The sequence below is a fragment of the Nocardioides astragali genome, from assembly GCF_024436375.1.
GTDB lineage: Bacteria > Actinomycetota > Actinomycetes > Propionibacteriales > Nocardioidaceae > Nocardioides > Nocardioides astragali.
Genome location: NZ_JAFMZM010000001.1, coordinates 13214 through 37102, shown reverse-complemented (window position 1 = coordinate 37102; position 23889 = coordinate 13214). Strand labels below are relative to the sequence as shown.

Below are 23889 nucleotides of genomic sequence, written 5' to 3'. Positions count from 1 at the left end.
GCCCAACCATCACATGCGCGGGCGAGAAGGGGAACAGAATCGCGAAGTCGGCCTCGGGAGCCGGTCGTCCCGCCACGACCTGGTGGTCGTCAGCGCGGGCGCTGCGGCATGCTCGTGGCCGTCGTGCTCGGCCGAGCACCGACCAGACCTCCGACGCCAGAGTCCAAGGAGCTACGCGTGAACGACCTGCTCGACCGACTGCGCCGGCGCGTCGGTGACGCCCACGTCCTGACCGAGCCCGCCGACGTGGCGGCGTACGTCGTCGACTGGACCGGGGTCCACGTGGGCCGGGCCCTGGCGGTGGTGCGGCCCGGCTCGACCGAGGAGGTGGCGGCCGTGGTGGCTGCCTGCCACGAGGCTGGCACCACGATCGTGCCGCAGGGTGGCAACACCGGCCTGGTGGGCGGAGGAGTGCCGGATGCCTCGGGCAGCCAGGTCGTGCTGTCGCTGGGGCGGATGCGCCAGGTCCGGGAGGTCGACCCTGTCGCGGGGACGATGACGGTCGACGCCGGCGTGGTGCTCGCGGACGTCCAGGCCGTCGCGGAGCAGGCCGGCCGGCTCTTCCCGATGTCGCTCGGGTCCGAGGGGAGCTGCACCATCGGCGGCAACCTCGCCACCAACGCCGGGGGCACGGCGGTCCTGCGCTACGGCATGAGCCGCGAGCTGGTCCTCGGGCTCGAGGTGGTCCTTCCCGACGGCCGGCTCTGGGACGGCCTGCGCGGCCTGCGCAAGGACAACACCGGCTACGACCTCACCCAGCTCTTCGTCGGCTCCGAGGGGACGCTCGGCGTGATCACCGGCGCGGTGCTGCGCCTCTTCCCCGCCACCCCGCGGCACGCGACGGCCTGGGTCGCGGTGCGCGACGTCGCGTCCGCGGTCTCCCTGCTCGCCCTCGCCCAGCAGCACGCCGGCGCCCACCTCGCCACCTTCGAGATCGCCAACCGCACCGCGCTCGAGCTGGTGCTGGCGCACCTGCCCGGCACGAGCGACCCGCTCGCGGAGACCAGCGACTGGTACGTCCTGGTCGAGCTCGCCGGAGCCGAGTCCGAGGGCGGCCTCGACGACGCCCTGGAGGCCCTGCTCGGCGAGGCGGTCGACGCGGGGCTCGCCTCCGACGCGGCCGTCGCCGGCAGCCCCGCCCAGCGCTCCGCGCTCTGGGCGCTGCGCGAGGGGATCTCCGAGGCGCAGAAGGTCGAGAGCGCCACGCTCAAGCACGACGTCACCCTGCCCATCGCCGGGCTCGCCGAGTGGGTGGCCGAGATCGGACCGATCCTGCAGGCGCGGCTGCCGGGCGTCCGTCCGGTGACCTACGGCCACGTCGGCGACGGCAACCTCCACTACAACCTCAACGCGCCCCTGGTCGACGGGCACGCCGACGACGCCGCCCTCCGGAGCGCGGCCGTCGACCTCTCGACGGCGATCTACGACGCGGTCGCCGCCGGCAACGGCTCGATCAGCGCCGAGCACGGCCTCGGCCGGACGAAGGCGGCGGCAGGTGCGGCGTACAAGTCCGACGTCGAGGTCGACCTCATGCGCGCGGTGAAGCAGGCGATCGACCCCGACGGCCTGATGAACCCCGGCGTGCTGCTGCCACCGCAGTCCTAGGGTGGCAGGCATGAAGGCCCAGACAGTCGCACGCGTCCTGCTCGGCACCGCGATGGTCGGCGCCGGCGTGCTGCACCTGACCACCCAGCGCCAGGAGTTCCAGGCGCAGGTCCCGGACTGGTTCCCGGTCGACGAGGACCTCACGGTGATCGGCTCCGGCGTCGTCGAGATCGGCCTCGGCGCCGCGTTCGCCGCGCTGCCCCGGCACCGGCGCACCATCGGCGCGCTCCTCGCGGCGTTCTTCGTGGCGATCTTCCCCGGCAACATCGCGCAGTACCTCGAGGGCACCGACGCCTTCGGCCTCGACACCGACCGGGCCCGCTTCGTCCGGTTGCTCTTCCAGCCCGTCCTCGTGCTCTGGGCCCTGTGGGCCGGCGGGCTGCTCGGCCGTCGCGGACGCCACGAGAAGAGCCCTGAGCTCGCGACCGAGGAGGTCGAGGTCGGCGAGTGAGCTCGCGCTTGCGTCAGGTCGGCTAGAGGGTCGGCAGCCAGCTGACCCGCCCGGCCAGCACGGCGTACCCGACGAAGGCGCCGACGTCGAGCAGGGTGTGCGCCACCACGAACGGCATCACCCGGCCCCACCGGCGGAAGAGCCAGCCGAAGAGCAGACCCATCGCGAGGTTGCCGACGAACCCGCCGAGCCCTTGGTAGAGGTGATAGCTCCCGCGCAGGAGAGCAGCCAGCCCGATCGCCGCGGAGTCGCCGAAGCCGAGCTGGCGCAGCCTGACCTGCACGAAGCCCAGCACGACGACCTCCTCGAGGACGGCGTTCTCGGCGGCCGCGAGGACGAGCACCGGCACCCGCCACCACTCCCCCGGCAACGACTGGGCCACCACCGTCAGGTTCGTGCCCAGCGCGAACGTCGCCAGGTAGAACACGACGCCGAGCGTGCCGACCCCCAGCGCCAGCCAGGCGCCGCGACCGAGGTCGCCCCACGTCGCCCAGCCGCCGTCGCGCGCCCAGACCTCGCGGAGCCGGGTGCCGGAGCGGACGAGCAGGTACGCCGCGAGCGCGGCGGGGACGAGCGCGAAGCCGATGCGCAGCAGCTGCAAGGTCAGGTCCAGCCACGGGCGGTCGGCCAGGGAAGTGTTGAGGTTCGCCGCCTGGGCGGACAGCGCGCCGGGAGCGGCCACCGCGGAGACCAGGCTGACCACCGAGTAGACGGCAGATCGCCCGAGGGAGAGCAGGAGCACGATCGCCAGCTCGACCCACAGCAGCGCGCGGGCGAGATCGGGCACTCCCCCCGGGACCGGGGTGTCCGGGAGTCGCCACCAGGGACGGGGGCGGTCGGTGGTCGGCGCTTCAGTCACGGGACACAGCATCCCGCAGCCGGTTGAGCGCCGCCTGAAGGACGTCTGATCGGTGGGTGAGGGCGAGGGCCACCACCCGGTTGGTGGACACGGGGCAGGGGAGACTCCTCTCATGCTTCCCACCGGACTGCCAGCCCGTACGGCGCTCGCCGCCGCACTACTTCTGACCGCCGGATGCTCGACCAGCAGTGGCGAGGGCACGCCCGGGGGCACCGACGCACCCTCCGGCGAGGACCCGGCGACCTGGAGCACGAGCACCGACCCGGTCGAGGTCGGCGGACTCGTGTGGGCCTCCGGCAGCGTCGTCCACCTCGCCGACGGCACCACGATCGACGTCGGCGGCCCGGCCACGACCTACGTCCCGGCCGGCGACGGGGTCTACTTCACCCCCGCCGAGAGCGACGAAGACGTCACTGAGCACAGCAACATGACGACCGCACCGCTGCACTTCGCCGATCGTGACGGCTCGGTGTCCGCCACTGGGCTCACCATCTACGTCGAGTCGCTCGCCAGCTCGCCCGACGGGCGCTACCTCGGCCTCATCGACGCCACCTCGGGACCCGAGGACCGCTTCAGCGACTATCCCCAAGCCACGGCGGTGATCGTCGACCTCACCACCGGCGAACGCGTCGTCGACACCACCGACGGCATGGGCGACCCGCAGGAGGACGACCTCGCCCACGACTATCCCGAGGTCTACCTCCGCGTTCGCTTCCCTGACAACGACTCCGCCTTCGTCGAAGGGCTGGGGGACGACACCCTCTACGCCCTGCCGAGCGGCGACGGAGAGGCGGCCGACCACAACGACGTGGGTCTCCTCGACCCGGCGGACCCGACGAGCCCCGACGGCGCCTGGGCCATCGAGGACCACGACTTCCACGACCGCGTGGTGTCCGCATCCGGGGACGTCGTTCGGCTGAGCACCGGCGTTCCGCGGTGGGACCTGAGGTGGTGGCTCGACGACTCCACCGTGGTCGGCGTGGCCATCTCCGGCCCGGGCAAGGGCCTTGAGATCCTTCCGACCGACAGGAGGGAGCTGATGACCTGCCAGGTGCCTGACGGGGCCTGCACCCTCGTCGAGGGGACCTCCGGAGCTCTGGTGATCTTCCCGTGGGGCTCAGGAGAGGAAGTCCTCAACCTTCCCGACGGCGAAGGTGGGGGCGCGTCATGATCGACCCCGAGCTCGACCACCGTCGCATCGTCTCCGGCGACGCGGCCGCTCTCACCGGTGCGGCGGACACGCTCGCGGACGTCGGGCACGACCTCGACGACGCCCGGTCCCGGATCCACGAGGCTGCGGCGACCACGGACTGGACCGGCCCGGCGGCGGGGGCGTCGTCGGTGGCGCCTTCCGCGGCCTCCATCCCTGAGCGGGTCACGCCCCCAGGACCAGCCCACCCTCGCCCACGTCGACGCTCACCCCGCCGCCGTCGGTGACCTCGCCGGCGATCAGCATCCGTGCCAACGGGTCGCCGATCGCGGTCTGGATCAGTCGCCGCAGCGGTCGCGCGCCGTACGCCGGGTCGTAGCCGGTCTCGGCGAGCCAAGCCCGTGCCGCGTCGGTCACCGAGATCGTGATCCGCCGTACCGCGAGCCGCCGCTCGAGCAGCGCCAGCTGCAGGTCGACGATGTGGGCCAGGTCGTCCTTGCTGAGGGCGTCGAACATGACGACCTCGTCGAGCCGGTTGAGGAACTCGGGCTTGAAGTGCGAGCGCACCACGCCCATGACGGACTCCTTCTTCGCCTCCGGCCCCATCACCGGGTCGACCAGGAAGTGGGAGCCGAGGTTGGAGGTGAGCACCAGCAGCGTGTTGCGGAAGTCGACCGTGCGGCCTTGGCCGTCGGTCAGCCGTCCGTCGTCGAGCACCTGCAGCAGGATGTCGAAGACCTCGGGGTGGGCCTTCTCCACCTCGTCGAGCAGCACCACGCTGTAGGGGCGACGCCGCACCGCCTCGGTCAGCTGTCCGCCCTCGTCGTAGCCGACGTAGCCGGGGGGCGCACCGACCAGCCGCGAGACCGAGTGCTTCTCGCTGTACTCGCTCATGTCGATGCGGACGATCGCCCGCTCGTCGTCGAAGAGGAAGTCGGCCAGCGCCTTGGCCAGCTCGGTCTTGCCGGTCCCGGTCGGTCCCAGGAAGAGGAAGGACCCGGTCGGCCGGTTGGGGTCGGAGATGCCGGCGCGCGAGCGGCGTACGGCGTCGCTGACGGCGTTGACCGCCTCTCGCTGGCCGATCAGCCGCTGGCCGATCACCGACTCCATCTCGAGCAGCTTCGCGGTCTCGCCCTGCAGCATCTTGCCGGTGGGGATGCCGGTCCACGCCTCGACGACGTCGGCGATCTGCTCGGCGCCGACCTCCTCGCCGACCAGGGGTTCGAGGTCGGCCTGCTCGGCCTTCTCGATCTCCTCGATCTGCCGCTCGAGGTTGGGGATGGACTCGTAGCGGATCTTGGAGGCGGCCTCGAGGTTGCCCTCGCGGAGGTACTTCTCCTCCTCGACCTTGAGCTGGTCCAGCGCACGGCGGAGCTCACCCTCACCCTGCAGCTGGTCCTTCTCACGCTCCCAGCGCGACTCCAGCCCGCGCAGCTCCTCCTCCTTGTCCGCGAGGTCCTGGCGCAGCGCCTCCAGCCGCTCGACCGACGCGGCGTCGGTCTCCTTGGCCAGCGCGAACTCCTCCATCTTGAGCCGCTCGACCTGGCGGCGGAGCTGGTCGATCTCCTCGGGGGAGGACTCGTGCTCCATCCGCAGCCGCGACGAGGCCTCGTCGATGAGGTCGATCGCCTTGTCGGGGAGCTGGCGGCCGGTGATGTAGCGGTCGGACAGCGTGGCCGCGGCCACGAGCGCGGCGTCGGTGATGCGTACGCCGTGGTGCGCCTCGTACTTCTCCTGGATGCCGCGCAGGATCTGGATGGTGTCCTCGACGCTGGGCTCGCCGACGAAGACCTGCTGGAAGCGCCGCTCGAGTGCGGGGTCCTTCTCGATCCGCTCGCGGTACTCGTCCAGCGTGGTCGCGCCGATCATGTGCAGCTCGCCGCGCGCCAGCATCGGCTTGAGCATGTTGCCGGCGTCCATCGCGGAGTCGCCGCCCGCGCCGGCACCGACCACGGTGTGCAGCTCGTCGATGAACGTGATGACCTGGCCCTCGGCGTCCTTGATCTCCTCCAGCACCGCCTTGAGCCGCTCCTCGAACTCGCCGCGGTACTTCGCACCGGCCACCATCGCGGCCAGGTCGAGCGAGAGCAGCCGGCGGCCCTTGAGCGAGTCAGGCACGTCGCCGGCGACGATCCGCTGGGCGAGACCCTCGACGACCGCGGTCTTGCCGACGCCCGGCTCGCCGATGAGGACGGGGTTGTTCTTGGTGCGCCGCGACAGCACCTGGACCACGCGCCGGATCTCGGCGTCCCGCCCGATGACCGGGTCGAGTCGACCGTCCTCCGCGGCCTTCGTGAGGTCCACGGAGTACTTGTCCAGCGACTCGTACGACGCCTCGGCGCTCTCGCTGGTGACGCGGCGGTTGCCGCGGACCGCGGTGATGGCCTCGCGCAGGCCGTCCGCGGTCAGCCCGGCGTCGGTGAGCACCTTCTGCGCGGACGACTCGACGGTGGCCAGGGCGACCAGCAGGTGGTCGGTGGCGACGTAGTCGTCCTTCATCGAGCCGGCCAGGTCGATCGCGGAGGCCAGCACGCGGGTCAGGGCCGGGGCCGCACTCGGCTGCTGGACGGTGGACCCGGTGGCGCGTGGCAGCGACTGCTGGACGGACTCGGCGCGAGCGTGCAGCTGCGCCGCGTCGACACCGGCCTTCGTCACCAGGCTGCGGGTGGTGCCGTCCTCCTGCCGGAGGAGGGCGACGAGCAGGTGGACAGGCTCGGTGTGGGTGTTGCCGCCCGTGGTGGCGGCGAGCTGGGCAGCCTCGATGACCTCGCGGCTGCGGGTGGTGAACTTCTCAGCACCGAACTGGCTCAACTCTTCTCCTCCGTCGTCCTGTCTCGGACCACTCTGGTCCCACCTCGTGCAACGCGCCAGAAGTTGAGTCGATTCCCCTCAACTTTGAGAATTTCCCCGCCGCAGCAGGTAGGTGTCCATCACCCAGCCGTCACGCTCCTTGGCCCGCGCCCGCGCGGCCCCGATCCGCTCGACCACGTCGCCCAGTCGCCCGGCCACCAGCTCCTCGTGGGCGCTGCCCAGGTTGGCGCCCCACCAGATGTCCCAGTCACCGTCCAGCCCGCTCGCCCGCAGCGAGCCGTCGAGCATCACCACGAGGTTGTCGTGGCCGGCCGCGACCTCGTCGGCCAGCCGTCGACCCGTCGTCACCAGCACCGGCCGACCGACCTCGTGGAGCACGACCCGGTGGCGGGCGGCCAGGAGCGAGAGCGCCGAGATGCCGGGCACCACGTCGTACGCCATCCCGAGGCGGTCGACCACCCGGATCGTCGAGTCGTAGAACGCGGGGTCGCCCCACACCAGGAAGCCGACGGTGCCGGGGCGCTGCTCGATCACGGCGCGGTACGCCGCTGCGCGGGCGTCGTGCCAGTCGAGGACCGCCGCGTCGTAGTCGGCGGGGTCGTCCCGGTCCCGCGACGGGTCCGGGACCGCGACCAGGGGGATGCCCGCCTCGGCGCAGATCGCGCGCCGAAGCGCGAGCAGCGGGTCATCCCCATCCTCGGCAGAGCCTTTGTCGGCGGCGATGACGTAGTCGCAGGCCGCGAGCACCTCACGGGCCTCGGCGGTCAGCTGACCGGGGTGGCAGCCGATGCCGATGACGTGGATCATCGGTCCTCCAGCTCTCCCTCGACGTCGAGGTAGACCTGCTGGAGCGCGGCCATCGTGTCGGCGTCCGGGTCCTCCCACAGGCCACGCTCGGCCGCCTCGTGCAGCCGCTCGACGATGCCGCGCAGCGCCCACGGGTTGGAGGTGCGCAGGAACTGCTGGTTGGTCTCGTCGAGGACGTACTCCTTCGCCAGCGACTCGTACATCCAGTCGTGAACGACGCCCGCGGTCGCGTCGAAGCCGAACAGGTAGTCGACCGTCGCGGCCAGCTCGAAGGCGCCCTTGTAGCCATGGCGCTGCATCGCGCCGATCCACCGCGGGTTGACCACCCGCGCCCGGAACACCCGGTTGGTCTCCTCCTGCAGCGTGCGCGTGCGGACCGCGTCCGGCGTCGTCGAGTCGCCGACGTACGCCTTGGGGTCGCTGCCGGTCAGCGCGCGCACCGTCGCGACCATGCCGCCGTGGTACTGGAAGTAGTCGTCGCTGTCGGCGATGTCGTGCTCTCGGGTGTCGACGTTCTTGGCCGCGACCTTGATCCGCCGGTAGTTGGCGCGCATGTCGTCGGCCGCCGGCGCACCGTCGAGGTCGCGGCCGTAGGCGAAGCCGCCCCACGCCGTGTAGACCTCCGCGAGGTCGTTGTCGTTGCGCCAGTTGCCCGACTCGACGACCTGCAGGATGCCCGCGCCGTAGGACCCCGGCTTGGACCCGAAGATGCGGGTGGTCGAGCGCCGCTCGTCGCCGTGCTCGGCCAGGTCGGCGCGGGCGTGCGCGCGGACATGGTTGGCCTCGTCGGGCTCGTCGAGGGCGGCGACGAGGCGTACGGCGTCGTCGAGCATCGCGACCACGTGGGGGAAGGCGTCGCGGAAGAAGCCGGAGATCCGGACCGTGACGTCGATGCGGGGGCGGCCGAGCTCGTCGAGCGGCACCACCTGCAGGTCGCTCACCCGGCGCGACGCCTCGTCCCACACGGGGCGTACGCCGAGCAGCGCGAGGACCTCGGCGATGTCGTCGCCGCTCGTGCGCATCGCGCTGGTGCCCCACACGGACAGCCCGACGGACTGCGGATAGGTGCCGGTCTCGTCGACGTACTTCGCGACCAGCGACTCCGCCATCGCCTGGCCGGTCTGCCACGCCAGCCGGGACGGCACCGCGCGCGGGTCGACCGTGTAGAAGTTGCGCCCGGTCGGCAGCACGTTGACCAGTCCGCGCAGCGGCGAGCCCGACGGCCCGGCGGCGATGAAGCCGCCGTCGAGCGCGTGGACCACCGCGTCGAGCTCGTCGGTGGTCCGGGTGAGTCTCGGCACGACCTGGGTGGCCGCGAACTCCAGCACCCGCTGCACCTCCGGGTCGTCGTGGAGCTCGGCGGCCCGCGCCGGGTCCCAGTCCGCCTTGTCCATCCCCTCGACCAGCTCCCGCGCGATCGCCTCGATCCGGTCCGTCTCGACCGTGGACGGCTGCCCGGCCTCGCTGGTCGAGGAGGGCGCGCTGGCGCCCGTCACGAGACCCAAGCCCAACGCCGCCCGCAGCCCCGGCACCGCCTGCGCCTGCCCGCCGAACACCTGCGCCGCCCGAAGGATCGCGAGCACCAGGTTGACCCGCGCCCCACCGGACGGCGCCTCGCCGAGCACGTGCAGGCCGTCACGGATCTGCGCGTCCTTGATCTCACACAGCCAGCCGTCGACGTGCATGATGAAGTCGTCGAACGACTCGTCGTCCGGCTGCTCCTCCAGCCCGAGGTCGCGGTGCATCTCCGCGGCATGCATGAGCTGCCAGATCTCGCCGCGGATCGCCGGCAGCTTGGCGGGGTCCATCGCCGCGATGTTGGCGTGCTCGTCGAGCAGCTGCTCGAGGCGGGCGATGTCGCCGTACGACTCCGCGCGGGCCATCGGCGGCACGAGGTGGTCGACGATCGTCGCGTGGGCGCGGCGCTTGGCCTGCGCGCCCTCGCCGGGGTCGTTGACGAGGAACGGGTAGACCAGCGGCAGGTCGCCGAGCGCCGCGTCGGTGCCGCACGACGCCGAGAGCGCGGCGTTCTTGCCGGGAAGCCACTCGAGCGAGCCGTGCTTGCCGAGGTGCACCACCGCGTCGGCGCCGAATCCCCCCTGGTCGACGGGACTGGCCAGCCAGCGGTAGGCGCCGAGGTAGTGGTGGCTGGGCGCGAGGTCGGGGTCGTGGTAGATCGCGATCGGGTTCTCGCCGAAGCCGCGCGGCGGCTGGATGAGCAGCACGACGTTGCCCGCGCGGACGGTCGCAAGCACGAGCCCGCCCGCATCGTTGACGAAGAGCGAGCCAGGCCCCTCGCCCCAGGCCTCGACCATCGCGGCCCGCAGGTCCTCGGGCAGGTCGCGGGTCCACTCGGCGTACTGCTGCGGCGTGATCCGCACGTGTGCATCGGTGAGCTGGGCGTGCGTCAGCCACTCCTCGTCCTGGCCGCCGGCGGCGATGAGCGCGTGGATGAGCGCGTCGCCCTTCTCGGTGTCGGTCGCGTCCCGGTCGAGGATCCCGACGACGTCGTTGGCCTCGCCCAGGTCGTACCCCTCGGCCCTCAGCCGCTGCAGCAGCCGGATCGCGGAGACCGGGGTGTCGAGCCCGACGGCGTTGCCGATGCGGGCGTGCTTGGTCGGGTAGGCCGACAGCACGAGGGCGAGGCGCTTCTCGGTGTTGGGGATCGAGCGCAGGCGCGCGTGCTTCACCGCGATCCCCGCGACGCGGGCGCAGCGCTCGGCGTCGGCGACGTAGTGCGGCAGCCCGTCGGCGTCGACCTCCTTGAAGGAGAACGGCGCGGTGATGATGCGGCCGTCGAACTCCGGGATCGCGATCTGGGTGGCCGAGTCCAGCGGGCTCACGCCGTCGTCGGACGCCTCCCACTCCGCGCGGCTGGAGGTGAGGCACAGGCCCTGGATGATCGGGATGTCGAGCGCCGACATCCGCGCGACGTCCCACGACTCGTCGTCGCCACCGGCGCTGGCGCTCGACGGCACGCTGCCGCCGGCCGCGAGCACGGTGACGATCAGCGCGTCGAGGCTGCCGAGAGCGTCGTACAGCTCGTCGGGCGCGGAGCGCAGCGACCCGGCGAAGATCGGTACGCCGACCGCCTGGCCGGTCGCGTCGATCGAGTCGGCGAGGGCGTGGGCGAAGGCGGTGTTGCCGCTCGCCTCGTGGGCTCGGTAGTAGAGCACCCCGATCCTGGCCTTCTCGGGTTGAGTGCTGGCCCCCGCGTCAGCCACGACGGGTTCAGCACTCGACTCGGGGCGGGAGGCGAACCCCCACTGCGGCAGCACCGCCGGCGGCTCGAAGCCCTCGCCGGTCAGGAGCACGGTGTCGGAGAGGAAGGCGTGGAGCTGGCGGAGGTTCTCCGGGCCACCCTCGGCGAGGTAGCGGTGCGCCTCGGCGGCGACGCCGATCGGCACCGACGAGAGCTCCATCAGCTCGGCGCTCGGGGTCTGCTCACCGCCCAGGACGACGACCGGCATGCCGGTCGCGGCGACGCGGGTGAAGTCCGAGCACAGGTCCTGCGGCGACCCGAGCAGCCGCCCGACGACGAGGTCGCAGCCCTCGATCACCTCGGCCATCGACTGGTGACCGGCCCGCGCCGGGTTGGCGAGGACGTAGTCGGCACCGGACGCCCGGGCGCTCAGCAGGTCGGTGTCGGACGTGGACAAGAGTGCGATGCGCACGGATCCTCCTCGGGGTTCTCGCCCCTCGTGATGGGATCCGCGTGGGCCAGTGTCTGGCTTCGGCCTGTGCTCGACAGGCCTTCACAGTGGCGGAACCGCCCCGGTCTCGCACCGGGTTCCTGGGTCCCACGCGGAGTGGTGCCGCCGAGACTAGCGGGTCCGCTCGTGCCAAGATCCCCGCCATGACTCTCCGGACGCGAGGCGACCTGTGCCCGGGCGTCCTCCGCCCGTGGCCGGCCGCTGACGGTGCACTGGTCCGCCTCCGCCTCCCCGGCGGGCACCTCTCGCGTACGACACTCGCGTCGCTGCTCGACGTCGCCGAGACGTACGGCGACGGGCGGGTGCACCTGACCAAGCGGGCCAACCTCCAGCTGCGCGCGCTCCCTCTGTCGAACGGCGTGCTCCCGGCCGAGGTGATCGCCGCGATCCGGGACACCGGGCTGCTGCCGCACCCGTCGCACGAGCTGGTCCGCAACATCCTCGTCTCGCCTCTGTGCGGTCTCGTCGGCGGTCGCGTCGACCTGCGCCCGGTGACGGCCGAGCTGGACGAGCGGATGTGCGCGACGCCGTCGCTCGCGAAGCTGTCGGGCCGCTTCCTCGTCGTGCTCGACGACGGCCGCGGCGACCTCGCCGGCCGGTCGTGCGACCTCGGTCTCGTCGCCCTCTCGGCGGACGAGGTCCAGCTCCGGATCGGGTCGTTGCACTGGGGTCCCGTCGTCCCGCTGTCCGAGGCCGCCGCCCGCCTCACCGGCCTGGCCCGCGCCTTCCAGCAGGTCCGCGGCAGCGCTTGGCACATCGACGAGCTGCCGGTCCCGCCGGCGTCGCAGGACCCCGACCCTCGCGCGTTGGTCTCGTCTCCGCCCCCGGCGTACGGCGAGGTGGCGAAAGATGTCGTGCACGTCGCAGTCGAGGGCGGGGTCATCGATCGAGAGTTTTCGTACGACCTCCCGGGGCGGCTCGTCGTCACCCCCTGGAAGTCCCTCGTCACCCACCACGCCGTGCGTTGAGGAGGGACGAAGTCCCGTCACGAAACCCAGGCCCGTGCTCGCTGGTTGAGGTGCGAGCGCAGCGAGCCTCGAAACCACTCCCCTAGACGCCGGCGCCGAGCCCTTCTCGGACCGCCTCGGCGTCGGCCTCCAGCAGCGCCCGCTCGCGTTCCTTCCAGTCCGCACCGATCGTGAAGCCGTCTCCCGCATATCGCGGGAAGACGTGCAGGTGGAAGTGGAACACCTCCTGGAACGCGACCTCGCCGTCAGCCACGAACACGTTGATGCCGTCGCACCGCAGTCCCGAGCGCCTCAGCGCTCGCGCCATCCGGTGGCCGACCGACCACACATGCGCGCTGGTCTCCCCGTCGAGGTCTTCCAAGCCGGCCGCATGCGTCCGCGGCACGACGAGCAGGTGTCCGGGCGTCACCGGGTTGAGGTCCATGAACGTCACCGCGACGTCGTCCTCGTCCACGATGCTGGCTTCGGCGCGCCCCGCCACGATGGCGCAAAAGATGCAGTCGTCCTCCATGCCGCGATCGTGTCAGCGGGGACGGGCACGGATCAACTGAGTTCCGGCCTGAGCGACCCGTGCGAGGCGGACCGACGTCGCTCGGCAACGCCCAAGGCCTCTGCCAGGCGTGCAACCTCGCCAAGTCCCTCCCCGGGTGGCGTTCCGCTCCGGTCGGCGAGTGCAACGGCCCCCCGATCGCAGCGGTCGTGACGCCGACCGGTCACGTCTACTCCTCGGCCGGCAGCGGCCGCTACGGCCCGCTCCCCTAGGCTGCCCCTGTCACGCGACGCAGGAACCCGGCGCGAGTCCGGGGCGGTTCCGCCACTGTCACTCCCCACCAGCCAGACCGGAGGGGACGAGCCAGACACTGCCCGCGCGACGTCCTGCCGACGAGGGGCGCGAACCCCGAGGAGCCGTGATGAGCCTGCTGTCCCGCCCGACCCGGCGCTACGACTACGTCGCCGACGGTGCCGCGATATACGACGAGTCGTTCGCGACCATCCGCCGTGAGGCCACGTTCGACCACCTGCCCGCCGACGCCGAGCGCGTCGCCGTACGCATGGTCCACGGCACGGGGCAGACCGACCTGACCGACGACCTCGTCATCCACCCCCGCCTGGTGAGCGCAGCGCGCGCCGCCCTCAACAACGGCGCACCGATCATCACCGACGCACACATGGTCGCCTCCGGCGTCACCCGCGCCCGCCTCCCGCGCGACAACGAGGTCCTCTGCGCGCTCCGCGACCCGGGCGTGCCCGAGCTCGCGAAGGACATGGGCACCACCCGCTCGGCCGCGGCGCTCTCCCTGCTCACCGACCGCCTCGACGGCGCGGTCGTCGCCATCGGCAACGCCCCCACCGCGCTCTTCCACCTCCTCGAGATGCTGCTCGACGGGGCACCACGGCCCGCCGCGATCGTCGGCGTACCCGTCGGCTTCATCGGCGCCGCCGAGTCCAAGCAGGCTCTTGAAGAGGTCGACCTGGACATCCCCTTCCTCACCGTCCGCGGCCGCCGCGGCGGCTCGGCGATGGCCGCGTCCGCCCTCAACGCGCTGCCGCAGGAGCGGGAGTGACCGGCCGGCTGTACGGCGTCGGGCTAGGCCCCGGCGACCCCGAGCTCATCACCCGCAAGGCCGCACGACTCATCGAGTCTGCCGACGTGATCGCCTTCCACGCAGGTGTCGGCAAGCAGTCCAACGCCCGCACGATCGCTGCCGACCTGATCCCGGCCGGCGTGGTCGAGGAGGAGCTGCGCTACCCCGTCACGACCGGCACCACCGCGCATCCGGGTGGGTACGCCGGCGCGATGGCGGAGTTCTACGAGGACTGCGCCTCGCGCCTGGCCGCGCACCTCGCGGAGGGCCGGACGGTCGTCGTGCTGGCCGAGGGCGACCCGCTGTTCTACGGCTCGTTCATGTACCTCCACGACCGGTTGTCCCCGCGCTTCGAGACCGAGGTCGTCCCCGGCGTACCCGCCTTCGCGGCCGCCACCGCCGTCCTCGCCTCCCCGCTCGTGCGGCAGACCGACGTGCTCACCGTGCTGCCCGGCACCCTCCCGGTCCCCGAGCTCGCCCGCCGGCTCGCCGACACCGACGGCGCAATCATCATGAAGCTCGGCCGCCGCTTCCCCGGCGTCGTCGACGCCCTGCGCCAGGCCGGCCGCCTCGAGCACGCGCTGTACGTCGAGCGCGCCTCCATGCCTGCCGAACGCTGGATGCCGGTCGCCGACGTCGACCCCGCGACCGTCCCCTACTTCTCCCTCATCGTCGTCCCCGGCGACTCCGTGGCCACCGACCCGGGAGGCAGGCGAGCCGAGTCGAGTGCGCAACCCGTCGCAGACCCCGCGGGGCGCAGCACTCGACTCTTCGTGATCGGCCTGGGCCCCGGCCCCGACCGTTGGCTCACCCCAGAGGCATCTGCCGCGCTGGAGCAGGTCGACCACGTCATCGGCTACGCCCCGTACGTCAACCGCGTCCCCCAGCGCGAGGGCCTCACCCGCCACGCATCGGGCAACACCGTCGAGGTCGACCGCGCCCGCTTCGCACTGGACCTCGCACAGCGAGGCGAGCGCGTGGCCGTCGTGTCCGGCGGAGACGCGGGAGTCTTCGGCATGGCGAGCGCCGTCTTCGAAGCCGCCGCCGCCAGAGAAGAAGGGCTGCCCGACGTACCCATCGAGGTCCTCCCCGGCATCAGCGCCGTCCAGGCAGTCGCGGCCAAGGCGGGTGCACCGATCGGCGCGGACTTCGCCGTCCTGTCGCTCAGCGACCGGCTCAAGCCGTGGTCGGTGATCGAGAAGCGCCTCCACGCGATCGCGGAGGCCGACCTGGTGCTCGCGGTCTACAACCCGGCGTCGCGCAGCCGCACCTCCCAGGTCGCTGACCTCCAGAAGCTCTTCCTCGAGCACCGCAGCCCCGACACGGTCGTCGTGGTCGGCCGCGACGTCGGCCGCGCCGAGGAGTCGCTGACCGTGACCACCCTCGCCGAGCTCGAGGCCGACACGATCGACATGAAGTGCCTGCTGATCGTCGGCGCCTCGTCCACCACCGTGACCGCCGCCGGCCAGGTCTGGACGCCGAGGTTCGTCGAGTGACCGTCCACTTCGTCGGGGCCGGACCTGGCGCCGCCGACCTGATCACCCTGCGCGCGGCGGCGCTCCTCGCGGCGGCGGACGTCGTGCTCTACCCGGGCACCTACCTCGACGCCGAGGTCCTCTCCCACTGCCCGGGAGCCCGCCATGTCGACACGCAGCACCTCGACCTCGACCAGATCACCGCGACCATGGTCGACGCCTCCGCAGACGGGCTCGACGTCGTACGCCTCACCTCTGGCGACCCCTCCCTCTACTCCGCCCTCGCCGAGCAGACCGCTCGCCTCGACGCCGCCGGCATCGTCTGGGACGTCACGCCCGGCGTCCCGGCGTACGCCGCCGCTGCCGCCGCCGTCGGCCGTGAGCTCACCGTCCCCCTGGTCACCCAGAGCGTCGTCCTCACCCGCACCCAGGCGCGCTCGACCGCCATGCCGGCGACCGAGTCGCTCGGCGCCTTCGCCGCGACGCGCGCCACGCTCGTGCTGCACCTGGCCATCACCAAGACGCGCGAGCTCGCCGCGTCGCTGGTGGAGGAGTACGGCGCCGACTGCCCCGCCGTCGTCGTCCACCGAGCCTCGCAGCCCGACGAGCTCATCCTCCGCGGCACCCTCGCCGACATCGCTGATCAGGTCGAGGACGCCGGGCTCAAGCAGGCGGCCGTGATCCTCGTGGGCCGAGCGCTCGCCCGCGACGGCGGTGAGTCCTGGCTCTACAAGGCTGATCGCGCGCGAGCCGGCACGGCTTGACGCCGGGAGCCTCCTCCCCCACGACTTTAGGCTTGTCCCATGACGAACTCGTACGTGGTCACGGGGGCGGCGCGCGGAGTTGGTCGAGCGATCGCGGAGCGTCTGGCGCGCGAGGGTCAGGTCGTCGCTTTGGACCGAGACGTGGAGGCGCTCGCCTGGACGGAGCAACGGGCGGATATCGAGGGCGTCGCTGGCGACGGGATGGACGAAGCCACGCTCGCCGAAGCGGTCGATCGGGCCGCGCGGGCGGGAACGCTCTCTGGGTGGGTGAACAACGCGGCAGTGTTCCGCGATGCGGCTGTCCACGACACGCCGGTTGCCGACGTTCTCGAGCTCATCACGGCGAACCTCGGGTTGGCGGTCGCCGGAAGTGCGGCGGCGATCCGGCGGTTCCTGGCGGACGGGACTGCCGGCTCCGTCGTCAACGTCTCCTCCCACCAGGCGCAGCGAGCCGTACCCGGTGCTCTGCCCTACGCCACCGCCAAGGCTGCTGTCGAGGGGCTCACCCGCGCTCTGGCGGTGGACTACGCTCCGCGCGGCATCCGGGTCAATGCGGTCGCGCTCGGGTCGATCGTGACCGAGCGGTACGACGACCGCTTGGACGCCCCATTGCGCCGGCTGCACCCGCTGGGCCGCGTCGGGCGCGGCGATGATGTCTCCTCCGTCGTCGCGTTCCTTCTGTCGCCTGCTGCAGGCTTCGTCACCGGCGCGGTCGTGCCGGTCGACGGCGGCCGCGCTGTGCTCGGGCACGACCCCGAGGCTCGCGACGTCACGGCCGACGGGCAGTAGCGACAGACCGTGCCGCGGATCCACTACGGGTGACCGGCGTGACATGCGCGAGGGCGCGTGGTGCCCTTTCGGCTGGATTCCGATCGATGAGGGTTCTTGGTGTGAGCCGACGCAACGTGGTGGTCACGTTGCGGATGTCCGCACGCGGGACCTCGTCCTCTCAGCCCTGACGTTCGTCCCCGAGCTATACGAAGTGCCGACGCACACCGGTCGCTCAGTAGACCATTCCATTGCCGCGGGTCGTCCGCAGGAGCATCCTGACAGCGAGCAGGGAGTCTGCACCCACGCAGTTCGGGAGAGGGCATGCGAGGAGCCAGGTGGTACGTGATGCTGGCGGCGCTCGCCGCCGTCGCGACTGGTTGCAGCGGCGACGAGCGCCGACCCTCGAGCGAGCCCCGGTCGTCCCCATCGCCCCGTGAGTCTCCCACCTCGGCGACGTCGGCCACGGAGCGTCCCGTCTCGGTCAAGGAGCTGGCGAGGCTCGACAAGCTCATCGGCCAGGCAGAGTTCCCTGATCGAGTCGGACCCGGCTTCGAGTTGCGCGACGTGTACTACACGTCGCCGACCGACGCAGTCGCCGACTTCGTCCGCGACGGTCGGAGTATCAAGGACTGGGCCTCAGCTGTTGCGACGACCGACGACAACTGGCGCCACGTGACGACCTTCGTCCTGCCCTATGACGTGGCGGACGGCTTCGAGTACGTCCCGCTCGCCGACGGCGCAGTCGCCATCAGGGTCGGCGATGAGTACTCCCGCAGGCCGATCCCACCCTTCGTGCTCCTTCCGGGCGGGAAGGTCCGACCTCTGCGAAAAGTGCCCGCACGCCCTCTCGACGCAGGGAGCACGCTCCTCGACGTGGAGTTCTGGCGCCTCGCGGGACTCACTGACAGGTGGAACCCGGGCAGGTTGTGGGCGGTCGATGGCGACGAGGGCGAGATGTTCCCGGTCGAGGGCTCGCGGTACGGCGAGTTGTGGCAGCGCGTCCCTGGGCGTGACGGTGCGATTTTCAGCGTGGACGGCTTCGACCGGAGAACCCAGACGTGGCGCTTCGACACGAGCACCGATGGAGGCCGCTCGTGGACCACGGCTGACGTGGATCTTCCGTCCTCGCTCGGGCGATCGCCGTACTTCGTCAGCGGCTCGGACAGCGCGGTGGGGCCTGGTCACCGTCAGGCTGTGGCGATGACGAAGGAGTTGGAAGACCTTCCGCTGGTCCTGCTCGAGCTGTGGCAGACCGAGGACGAGCGGGCGTTCCGCCGTGTGCCGTTGCCTTGGGACGAGCCGTACTTCGGCGGGATGGCCTACACCCCGGACGGAGCCCTGCTGCTGGCGGAGGTACTGGAGCCCGAACCCCGGTGCGCAAGCAGCTACAGCTGTCCCCGGCCGGGGAGGATCTGGCGTCTGGCGCCCGGGCGAAACAAGTTCCAGACCGCACTCGGTGCCCCCCGACTGTCCGGTCACTTCGCGTACGTGGGCATCGACGTCTCCGGCGGCATGATCGTCGCCCGCACCAGCATGCGATCCGTGGCGGTCTCCAGGGACGGCCACCGCTGGACCGAGGTCACCCCAGGTCGCTGACTCACGGCAGCCAGATCCTGCGGCCTTTCATGCCGCGCCTGAAAGCGACGGAAGGACGCACCCCACAATCGCGAAGTTCGCCGCTGATGCAGTGCGCTCCTGGATGAGCCGTTGACTGCCCGCCCGACCCTTGCCAAGTGCGACGTCCGCTCGGCATCGTGGCAACAGCGACGGCCCTGTCCCATCGAACGCGGGAGGGAGCAGTGTCAGGACTCAGATGGCTTGCGTCCTTGGTCTCGCTGGCCGTACTCGCGGCGGGGTGCAGCAGCGATGAGCCTCGGCCGCGCGGTGAGCAACGCCAGACCAGTGCTCCCACGCAAGATCCAGAGTCCGTGGCAACGGACCCTGTCTCGAAGGCCAAGCTCACTAGGCTTGCTGCGTTCTTGAAGAGGGCTGAGTTCGTCGACCGGGTCGGAGCTGGGTTCGAGCTGAGAAACGTGCAGTACACCTCCCACACCGAAGCGGTAGCGGAGTTTGACCATCCGAAGTCTGGTGACGTGGTCGTCGCGACCACCGACGACAACTGGGCTCACGCGTCCCGACTCCTCATCCGCTGGGACCTCGCGGACCGCGTCTCATCCGTCCCTCTGGGACGCGGAGCGGTCGCTATCAGGGCGCGGAGCCAATTTCGTGGCATATCGCCCCCGCCGTTCGTGCTCTACGCAAGCGGCGAGGCGAAACCGCTGCAGGTGATGCCGTCACGGACTCCAGACGCTGACAGCGACCTCGTCGAGATCGACCGCTATGGGTTCTTTCATGCGATCGGCGCACCAGTGCAGATCCTTGCACCCGACGACAGCACAGTGCTGGCCTCTCTTTGGGGCGCGGACGTCGAGGCCGGGCAGATCTTCCCGCTCGCCGACTCGCCACCCGGTGATCTTCTGGAGCACATACCGGGTCACGAAGGCGCGTTGATGAGCGTCGCTGGATACCGAGGGGCCGACAAGGTCTGGAGGTTCGAGACCAGCACGGATGGTGGTCACCACTGGCGGCGTACAGAGGTGCCACTTCCGCTCGGTCGCTCGCGGATCTTGCCCGACTCCTACTTCTCACCGTATGCCGTCGGGCCTGGGCACCGGCAGGCGCTCGCGTTGGCGAGTGATGGGCTGGACGGGCCGCTGTACCTGAGGCAGCTGTGGCTGACGGGCGACGAGCAGACGTTTCGTCGCGTCGCGTTGCCCCGGGAGCAGATGCCCTTCGCTGGCCTGGCGTTCGCCAACGACGGGGCGCTCCTCCTCGCCGAGGTCGAGGACGTGCAGTGCTCGACCTCGACGCCCGTGTGTGACCGAAGAGGCAAGATCTGGCGCTTGTCACGTCAGGGAAGCGGCATCAAGTTGCTGGCAGGTGCCCCCACCTTGTTCGGTCCCCACCGGTCGGTTGATTTGAGAGCATCAGGAGGAGTGATCGTCGCTCAAACCGGATACCGGACACTCGCCGTCTCGACTGACGGGTACACGTGGTCAGAGGTCACCCCGGGCCGTCAGGCAGCCCGACCTTGAGTTGGCCCCCGAGCTGAGTCGAGCGTGTCAAGAAGTGGCGAGTCATGAAGGACATCGGCATGCCCTCTCGCGGGAAATGACAGGAGTCCTGGACCCCGAAGGGCCCAGGACTCCAACGTCAGAACTCGATCAGGCCTGCTGGCCCAGCGCGAACTGAATGTTGCCTTCCTCGTCCACGCCGCCGTCCAGGATCTTGTCGGCCAGCAACACCGACGCCACCTCTTCGACGTAGACGGTCGCGCCGTCCTGCTCGAGGATCTGGTCGTCAGGAGCCGCCTGGTCAGCGGGGCTGACCGACAGGGACTGCCCGTCTGCTTCCGCAGCGATCCGGAGGCCGGAGACGGCCGGCACCTCCTCGGCAAGCTTCTTGACGATCTCGGTCACGTTCTCGGTGAGAGCAAGCATTGGCTCTCCTTCCGAATGGCGAATGTGTCCCCTCCACCATTGCGGACATCCGCGGCACACTCAAACCGAGCGGCGTCAGCCCGGGTCGATGCTGCTCTCTCGTGGCAGCCCGTAGCGGCGGTCTGCCGGGAGGTTGACGCCTTCCTCCGTACCCTCCAGCACGGCGCAATCGCCGGCCGGGACCGTACAGGTCAGCAGGACTGGCGTCGTCCAGTCCACCTCGAACCCGTCCCGCGACGGCGTGATCGCCACGACCGTGGTCTCGTCGATCCATCCCCCGAGGCTCCACTCCTCCCAGCGGCCGCCACTTCATCGAGGAGGCTCGGGCGCAAGCCGGCTGTGCCTACGGTCGCCAAATGTATGAGGTCATGCGTTACTGGGACGACGATCATCCCGAATGGGATGCACCGGAACTGGCCTTCGCGGCGGCATGGCGGAACCAGCCGAAATGGGTCGTCTCGCGCTCGTTGAAGTCGCTCGGCCCCAACGCCACGCTCGTTCAGGATGATCTTGAGGGCGCCATCCGCAAGCAGAAGGCCGAGCGCGACGGGGAGGTCGAAGTTGCCGGCCCCGGCTTAGCCCAGAGCCTCACCGAGCTCGGCCTGATCGAGAGGTATCGGATCTACCTGCATCCGGTCGTGCTCGGTCACGGCAAGCCGTACTTCGCAGGACCCCGGCCGCCGCTCCGCCTCATGGCCATCGATCAGATCGAAGACGTGATCCGGTTGATCTACGTTCCTGCATAACGCTCGTCGGCTCTGGGCGCGCGCAGTGGCGGCGGTATGACGCAGTCCACGGTCGCTTCCCCGTTCGTCGTCGGCGTACGTGAACGGGGGAGGTCGGATCTCCCTCGTTTCTACCTTGACGCAAGCCCATCACAGGCGCAGCGTGGTTCGTTGGTGGCAGCGCCGCCGGGACGCTGCCGAGGGTAGAGAGGACGCGTCATGTTTGTGCGCACCACCGAAGTTCAGGCAGATCCGAGCAAGATCGACGACGGCATCCGTGTCGTCCGTGACGAGATCTTTCCTGCCGTGTCCGCGATGGACGGATGCGTCGGAATGTCCTTGCTCGTGAACCGCGACTCCGGTCGCTGTATTGCCACGACGGCGTGGCAGTCGAAGGAAGCCACGTCAGCCAGCGCCGACAAGGTGGTGTCCCTCCGAAGCCGTGCGGAGCAGAGCCTGGGCAGCAGCGGCAGCGAAGTACACCAGTGGGAGGTGGCGGTGGTGCATCGTGACCACGCCGCGCCGGAGGGCGCGTGCGCACGTCTCACCTGGCTCAGTGGCGACCCTGGCACTGCGGATCGGGCGATCGACACCTACAAGATGGCTGTCCTCCCGCGTCTTGAAGAGATGGATGGATTCTGCAGCGCCAGTCTGATGATCGATCGCGAGGCGGGACGGGTGGTCGGCACCGTCGTCTTCGACAGCGCGCGATCCATGGACGCCACCGCCAACGACGCTCGGGCCCTCCGCGAGAGGGTCGCCGACGAGCTCGGCGCCAGGGTCGAACAGGTGGACGAGATGGAGATGGTCTTCGCGCACCTCCACGTCCCTGAGATGGCGTGACCCGCCCTGCTCCTCACAGCGATTTCCACGTTCAAGGGCCAAAGGCGTCGATCGCCCGCGGCCCTTGAACTCCCTTGGCTCCGCTCAACTAGAACGATGCCGGGCGACCAGTTGCATCAACGTCGCGTGGGGCGCGAGGTCCCGGGCAGCGATGATCACAGCGCCGGAGTGCACGGCATTGCCATCGACGTCGCTGATGACGCACCCTGCCGCCCGGCACAGGGCGATCCCAGCCGCGAAGTGCACGCTGCCCTTGTGGCGACCGTCAGTCACGTACCCCAGACGCTGTCCCGACGCGTCCCAGGCGAGAGCGAGGGTGGTGGACTCGACCCGCGGACTGAAGACCGCGCGGAAATCGCTGACCGGCGGCGAGCTGGGCGCCGACAAGTGAGCGGTCGAGAGGTCCCTCGGCGTTGATGTCGACGCCTTCTTCAAGCATCGACAGCGACGGCTGCGCGCGCACTTCACCCACGGAGACACCAACTCCAGCGACCGTCCGTCGCAGTGAGACTGAACGAGGATGCCCTTCGCGACAACGATCTGGTTCACTCGGGCCAGCCAACCCCACGACCCTCGACAGGCCCGTCCGTCACGGGCGCGGGAGTCGTCGCGGGCGAGGATCGCTCGCCGAGCCGTCAGTCCGCGAGTTCGGTCGGTACCACCACGGCATCGACCAGAGCCCCGTTGCGCAGCACGGTGATCTCCATCCGTCGCCCAATCGCGTCGGCGAACAGCCTCTTCTGCAACGACTGAGCGTCATCGAGAGATACGCCATCAACGGCAAGCACGACGTCGCCGGTGCGCAGCCCGCTCAGCGCGGCCGGGCTCTTCGGCACGGTCTCCACGACGCGCAGCGCGCGCCGCTGCCCGAACCGCTCCCCCTGTACGGGTGTCAGCGGCGCGGGAGTGCTTACCAGACCCAGGTAGGCCCGGCGCACCCGCCCGTCATGCATCAGCGCATGGATGATCCGGCGAGTGGTGGCGTTCATGGGCACAGCCAGCCCCAGACCGATCCCGGCCACCGCCGTACTGATGCCGACCACTCGTCCGCGGCTGTCGGCCAGCGCACCGCCGGAGTTGCCAGGGTTGAGCGCGGCGTCTGTCTGAATGACGTCCTCGATCAGCCGGGCCGCGGTCCGCGAGCGAACCGGCATGCTTCGTCCCAGGGCGCTCACGACGCCGGCAGTCACCGTTCCGGCCAGACCCAGCGGGTTGCCGACCGCCACAACGAGGGAGCCGACGAGGAGAGAGTCGGCATCGCCATACTCAGGTGGACTCGGCACCTCACGATCGGTGCGCACCACCGCGAGGTCGGAGAGCGGATCCCGTCCGACGACCTCGAAACGGGCCACGGTGCCGTCGGCGAACTCCGCCGTACCGTCATCAGCCTCACCGAGCACGTGAGAGTTCGTGATCAGGTGGCCCTCACCGGTGAGCGTGACGGCCGATCCGGCCGACTCGCCCCGAGCCAACTGGATGCGCAGTGCCGCCACCCGCGGCGTCAACTGCGCCGCGACGGATGTGACGATCGCGGAGTAGGCGTCCAAGGCCCCGCGCTCGGCTTCTGAGTCGCTGGTCATCAACTGGAGAACCACCGGCTCACCGTCTGGATTCCCGAGGCTTCACCCGCGAAACGGTCTGGCGTCATGAGCCCCTCCAGCGTCCGTACGCACACCGCTTCGCGGCGGAAGGACGCACCTCACAAGCACACACATCGCGCCGTGCGAGCGCCAGTCCGGTCCTCCCACACAGGGGTGACGCGCAGAGTGGTGACGTCAGCGGGGTTCGGGCTTCAGCCGCTCGGCGAGGGCCGTAAGGCTGGGCGAGTTCACGCCCCGCTGCCTTGGGCTTGGTCGCGTGA

At 70.6% G+C, this 23889-nt stretch carries 22 protein-coding genes and 1 riboswitch; of the genes, 13 read left to right on the top strand and 9 right to left on the bottom strand.

The window, feature by feature from the left end; translation table 11 throughout:
* Window positions 1-177 precede the first annotated feature (177 nt).
* The gene (locus J3P44_RS00180) at window positions 178-1605 is read left to right on the top strand and encodes an FAD-binding oxidoreductase (RefSeq protein WP_255888211.1); all 1428 of its coding nucleotides are present in this window, start codon (window positions 178-180) and stop codon (window positions 1603-1605) included.
* A gap of 10 nt (window positions 1606-1615) precedes the next feature.
* The gene (locus J3P44_RS00175) at window positions 1616-2056 is read left to right on the top strand and encodes a DoxX family protein (RefSeq protein WP_255888210.1); all 441 of its coding nucleotides are present in this window, start codon (window positions 1616-1618) and stop codon (window positions 2054-2056) included.
* A gap of 22 nt (window positions 2057-2078) precedes the next feature.
* Here J3P44_RS00175 and J3P44_RS00170 read toward each other — a convergent pair whose 3' ends face one another.
* Entirely contained in the window at window positions 2079-2915 is an 837-nt protein-coding gene (locus tag J3P44_RS00170; RefSeq protein WP_255888209.1) for a CPBP family intramembrane glutamic endopeptidase, read from the bottom strand.
* A 112-nt stretch (window positions 2916-3027) separates the two neighbouring features.
* On the opposite strand from J3P44_RS00170, the gene J3P44_RS00165 reads away from it, so the two are divergent.
* Window positions 3028-4086, top strand: coding sequence for a hypothetical protein (locus J3P44_RS00165; protein WP_255888208.1), 1059 nt, complete (start codon window positions 3028-3030; stop codon window positions 4084-4086).
* A 204-nt stretch (window positions 4087-4290) separates the two neighbouring features.
* On the opposite strand, the gene clpB is transcribed toward J3P44_RS00165, so the two are convergent.
* The 3 genes from clpB to cobN all read right to left on the bottom strand — a co-directional run bounded on the left by clpB (window position 4291) and on the right by cobN (window position 11357).
* Entirely contained in the window at window positions 4291-6876 is a 2586-nt protein-coding gene (gene clpB, locus J3P44_RS00160; protein WP_255888207.1) for an ATP-dependent chaperone ClpB, read from the bottom strand.
* A gap of 78 nt (window positions 6877-6954) precedes the next feature.
* Entirely contained in the window at window positions 6955-7683 is a 729-nt protein-coding gene (gene cobF, locus J3P44_RS00155) for a precorrin-6A synthase (deacetylating) (RefSeq protein WP_255888206.1), read from the bottom strand.
* On the bottom strand, window positions 7680-11357 hold the full coding sequence (cobN, locus tag J3P44_RS00150) for a cobaltochelatase subunit CobN (RefSeq protein ID WP_255888205.1): 3678 nt from the start codon (window positions 11355-11357) through the stop codon (window positions 7680-7682). Before cobN ends, cobF begins: the two co-directional genes overlap by 4 nt.
* A 27-nt stretch (window positions 11358-11384) precedes the next feature.
* Window positions 11385-11518, bottom strand: a riboswitch (cobalamin riboswitch).
* Window positions 11519-11539: 21 nt separating this feature from the next.
* Between cobN and J3P44_RS00145 the strand changes: the two genes are divergently transcribed.
* A complete protein-coding gene (locus tag J3P44_RS00145; protein ID WP_255888204.1) occupies window positions 11540-12364 on the top strand; it encodes a ferredoxin-like domain-containing protein in 825 nt (274 codons plus the stop codon).
* A gap of 82 nt (window positions 12365-12446) precedes the next feature.
* On the opposite strand, the gene J3P44_RS00140 is transcribed toward J3P44_RS00145, so the two are convergent.
* On the bottom strand, window positions 12447-12875 hold the full coding sequence (locus tag J3P44_RS00140) for an HIT family protein (RefSeq protein WP_255888203.1): 429 nt from the start codon (window positions 12873-12875) through the stop codon (window positions 12447-12449).
* 59 nt (window positions 12876-12934) lie between these two features.
* Here J3P44_RS00140 and J3P44_RS00135 point away from each other — a divergent pair, with 59 nt between their 5' ends.
* The 7 genes from J3P44_RS00135 (at window position 12935) to J3P44_RS00105 (ending at window position 20055) form a co-directional block, all read left to right on the top strand.
* A complete protein-coding gene (locus J3P44_RS00135; RefSeq protein WP_255888202.1) occupies window positions 12935-13126 on the top strand; it encodes a hypothetical protein in 192 nt (63 codons plus the stop codon).
* 149 nt (window positions 13127-13275) lie between these two features.
* A complete protein-coding gene (locus J3P44_RS00130) occupies window positions 13276-13929 on the top strand; it encodes a precorrin-8X methylmutase (RefSeq protein WP_255888200.1) in 654 nt (217 codons plus the stop codon).
* Window positions 13926-15446 (top strand): precorrin-2 C(20)-methyltransferase, encoded by a 1521-nt coding sequence (locus J3P44_RS00125; RefSeq protein ID WP_255888199.1) that lies wholly within the window; start codon window positions 13926-13928, stop codon window positions 15444-15446. The genes J3P44_RS00130 and J3P44_RS00125 overlap by 4 nt, the downstream gene beginning before the upstream one ends.
* Entirely contained in the window at window positions 15443-16189 is a 747-nt protein-coding gene (locus tag J3P44_RS00120; protein WP_255888198.1) for a cobalt-precorrin-4/precorrin-4 C(11)-methyltransferase, read from the top strand. Before J3P44_RS00125 ends, J3P44_RS00120 begins: the two co-directional genes overlap by 4 nt.
* Window positions 16190-16228: 39 nt before the next feature.
* Window positions 16229-16978 (top strand): SDR family NAD(P)-dependent oxidoreductase, encoded by a 750-nt coding sequence (locus J3P44_RS00115; RefSeq protein WP_255888197.1) that lies wholly within the window; start codon window positions 16229-16231, stop codon window positions 16976-16978.
* Between the two features lie 303 nt (window positions 16979-17281).
* Window positions 17282-18556 (top strand): hypothetical protein, encoded by a 1275-nt coding sequence (locus J3P44_RS00110; protein ID WP_255888196.1) that lies wholly within the window; start codon window positions 17282-17284, stop codon window positions 18554-18556.
* Between the two features lie 332 nt (window positions 18557-18888).
* Complete coding sequence (locus tag J3P44_RS00105) at window positions 18889-20055, top strand: hypothetical protein (RefSeq protein WP_255888195.1); 1167 nt, start codon at window positions 18889-18891, stop codon at window positions 20053-20055.
* A 129-nt stretch (window positions 20056-20184) separates the two neighbouring features.
* On the opposite strand, the gene J3P44_RS00100 is transcribed toward J3P44_RS00105, so the two are convergent.
* Together J3P44_RS00100 and J3P44_RS00095 are read right to left on the bottom strand one after the other, a co-directional pair.
* Window positions 20185-20460 carry an iron-sulfur cluster assembly accessory protein gene (locus tag J3P44_RS00100; protein WP_255888194.1) on the bottom strand — a complete coding sequence of 92 codons (276 nt, stop codon included), beginning with the start codon at window positions 20458-20460 and terminating at the stop codon, window positions 20185-20187.
* A gap of 75 nt (window positions 20461-20535) precedes the next feature.
* Window positions 20536-20712: a hypothetical protein gene (locus J3P44_RS00095; protein WP_255888193.1), complete on the bottom strand. Its 177-nt coding sequence runs from the start codon at window positions 20710-20712 to the stop codon at window positions 20536-20538.
* A 104-nt stretch (window positions 20713-20816) separates the two neighbouring features.
* Here J3P44_RS00095 and J3P44_RS00090 point away from each other — a divergent pair, with 104 nt between their 5' ends.
* Complete coding sequence (locus J3P44_RS00090) at window positions 20817-21206, top strand: dihydrofolate reductase family protein (protein ID WP_372496432.1); 390 nt, start codon at window positions 20817-20819, stop codon at window positions 21204-21206.
* Between the two features lie 198 nt (window positions 21207-21404).
* Entirely contained in the window at window positions 21405-22028 is a 624-nt protein-coding gene (locus J3P44_RS00085) for an antibiotic biosynthesis monooxygenase (RefSeq protein ID WP_255888192.1), read from the top strand.
* 84 nt (window positions 22029-22112) lie between these two features.
* Here the strand turns inward: J3P44_RS00085 and J3P44_RS00080 are convergent, their stop codons facing one another.
* Both J3P44_RS00080 and J3P44_RS00075 read right to left on the bottom strand, forming a co-directional pair.
* Window positions 22113-22577, bottom strand: coding sequence for an inositol monophosphatase family protein (locus J3P44_RS00080; RefSeq protein WP_255888191.1), 465 nt, complete (start codon window positions 22575-22577; stop codon window positions 22113-22115).
* A gap of 86 nt (window positions 22578-22663) precedes the next feature.
* Window positions 22664-23623 (bottom strand): S1C family serine protease, encoded by a 960-nt coding sequence (locus J3P44_RS00075; RefSeq protein WP_255888190.1) that lies wholly within the window; start codon window positions 23621-23623, stop codon window positions 22664-22666.
* Window positions 23624-23889 lie beyond the last annotated feature (266 nt).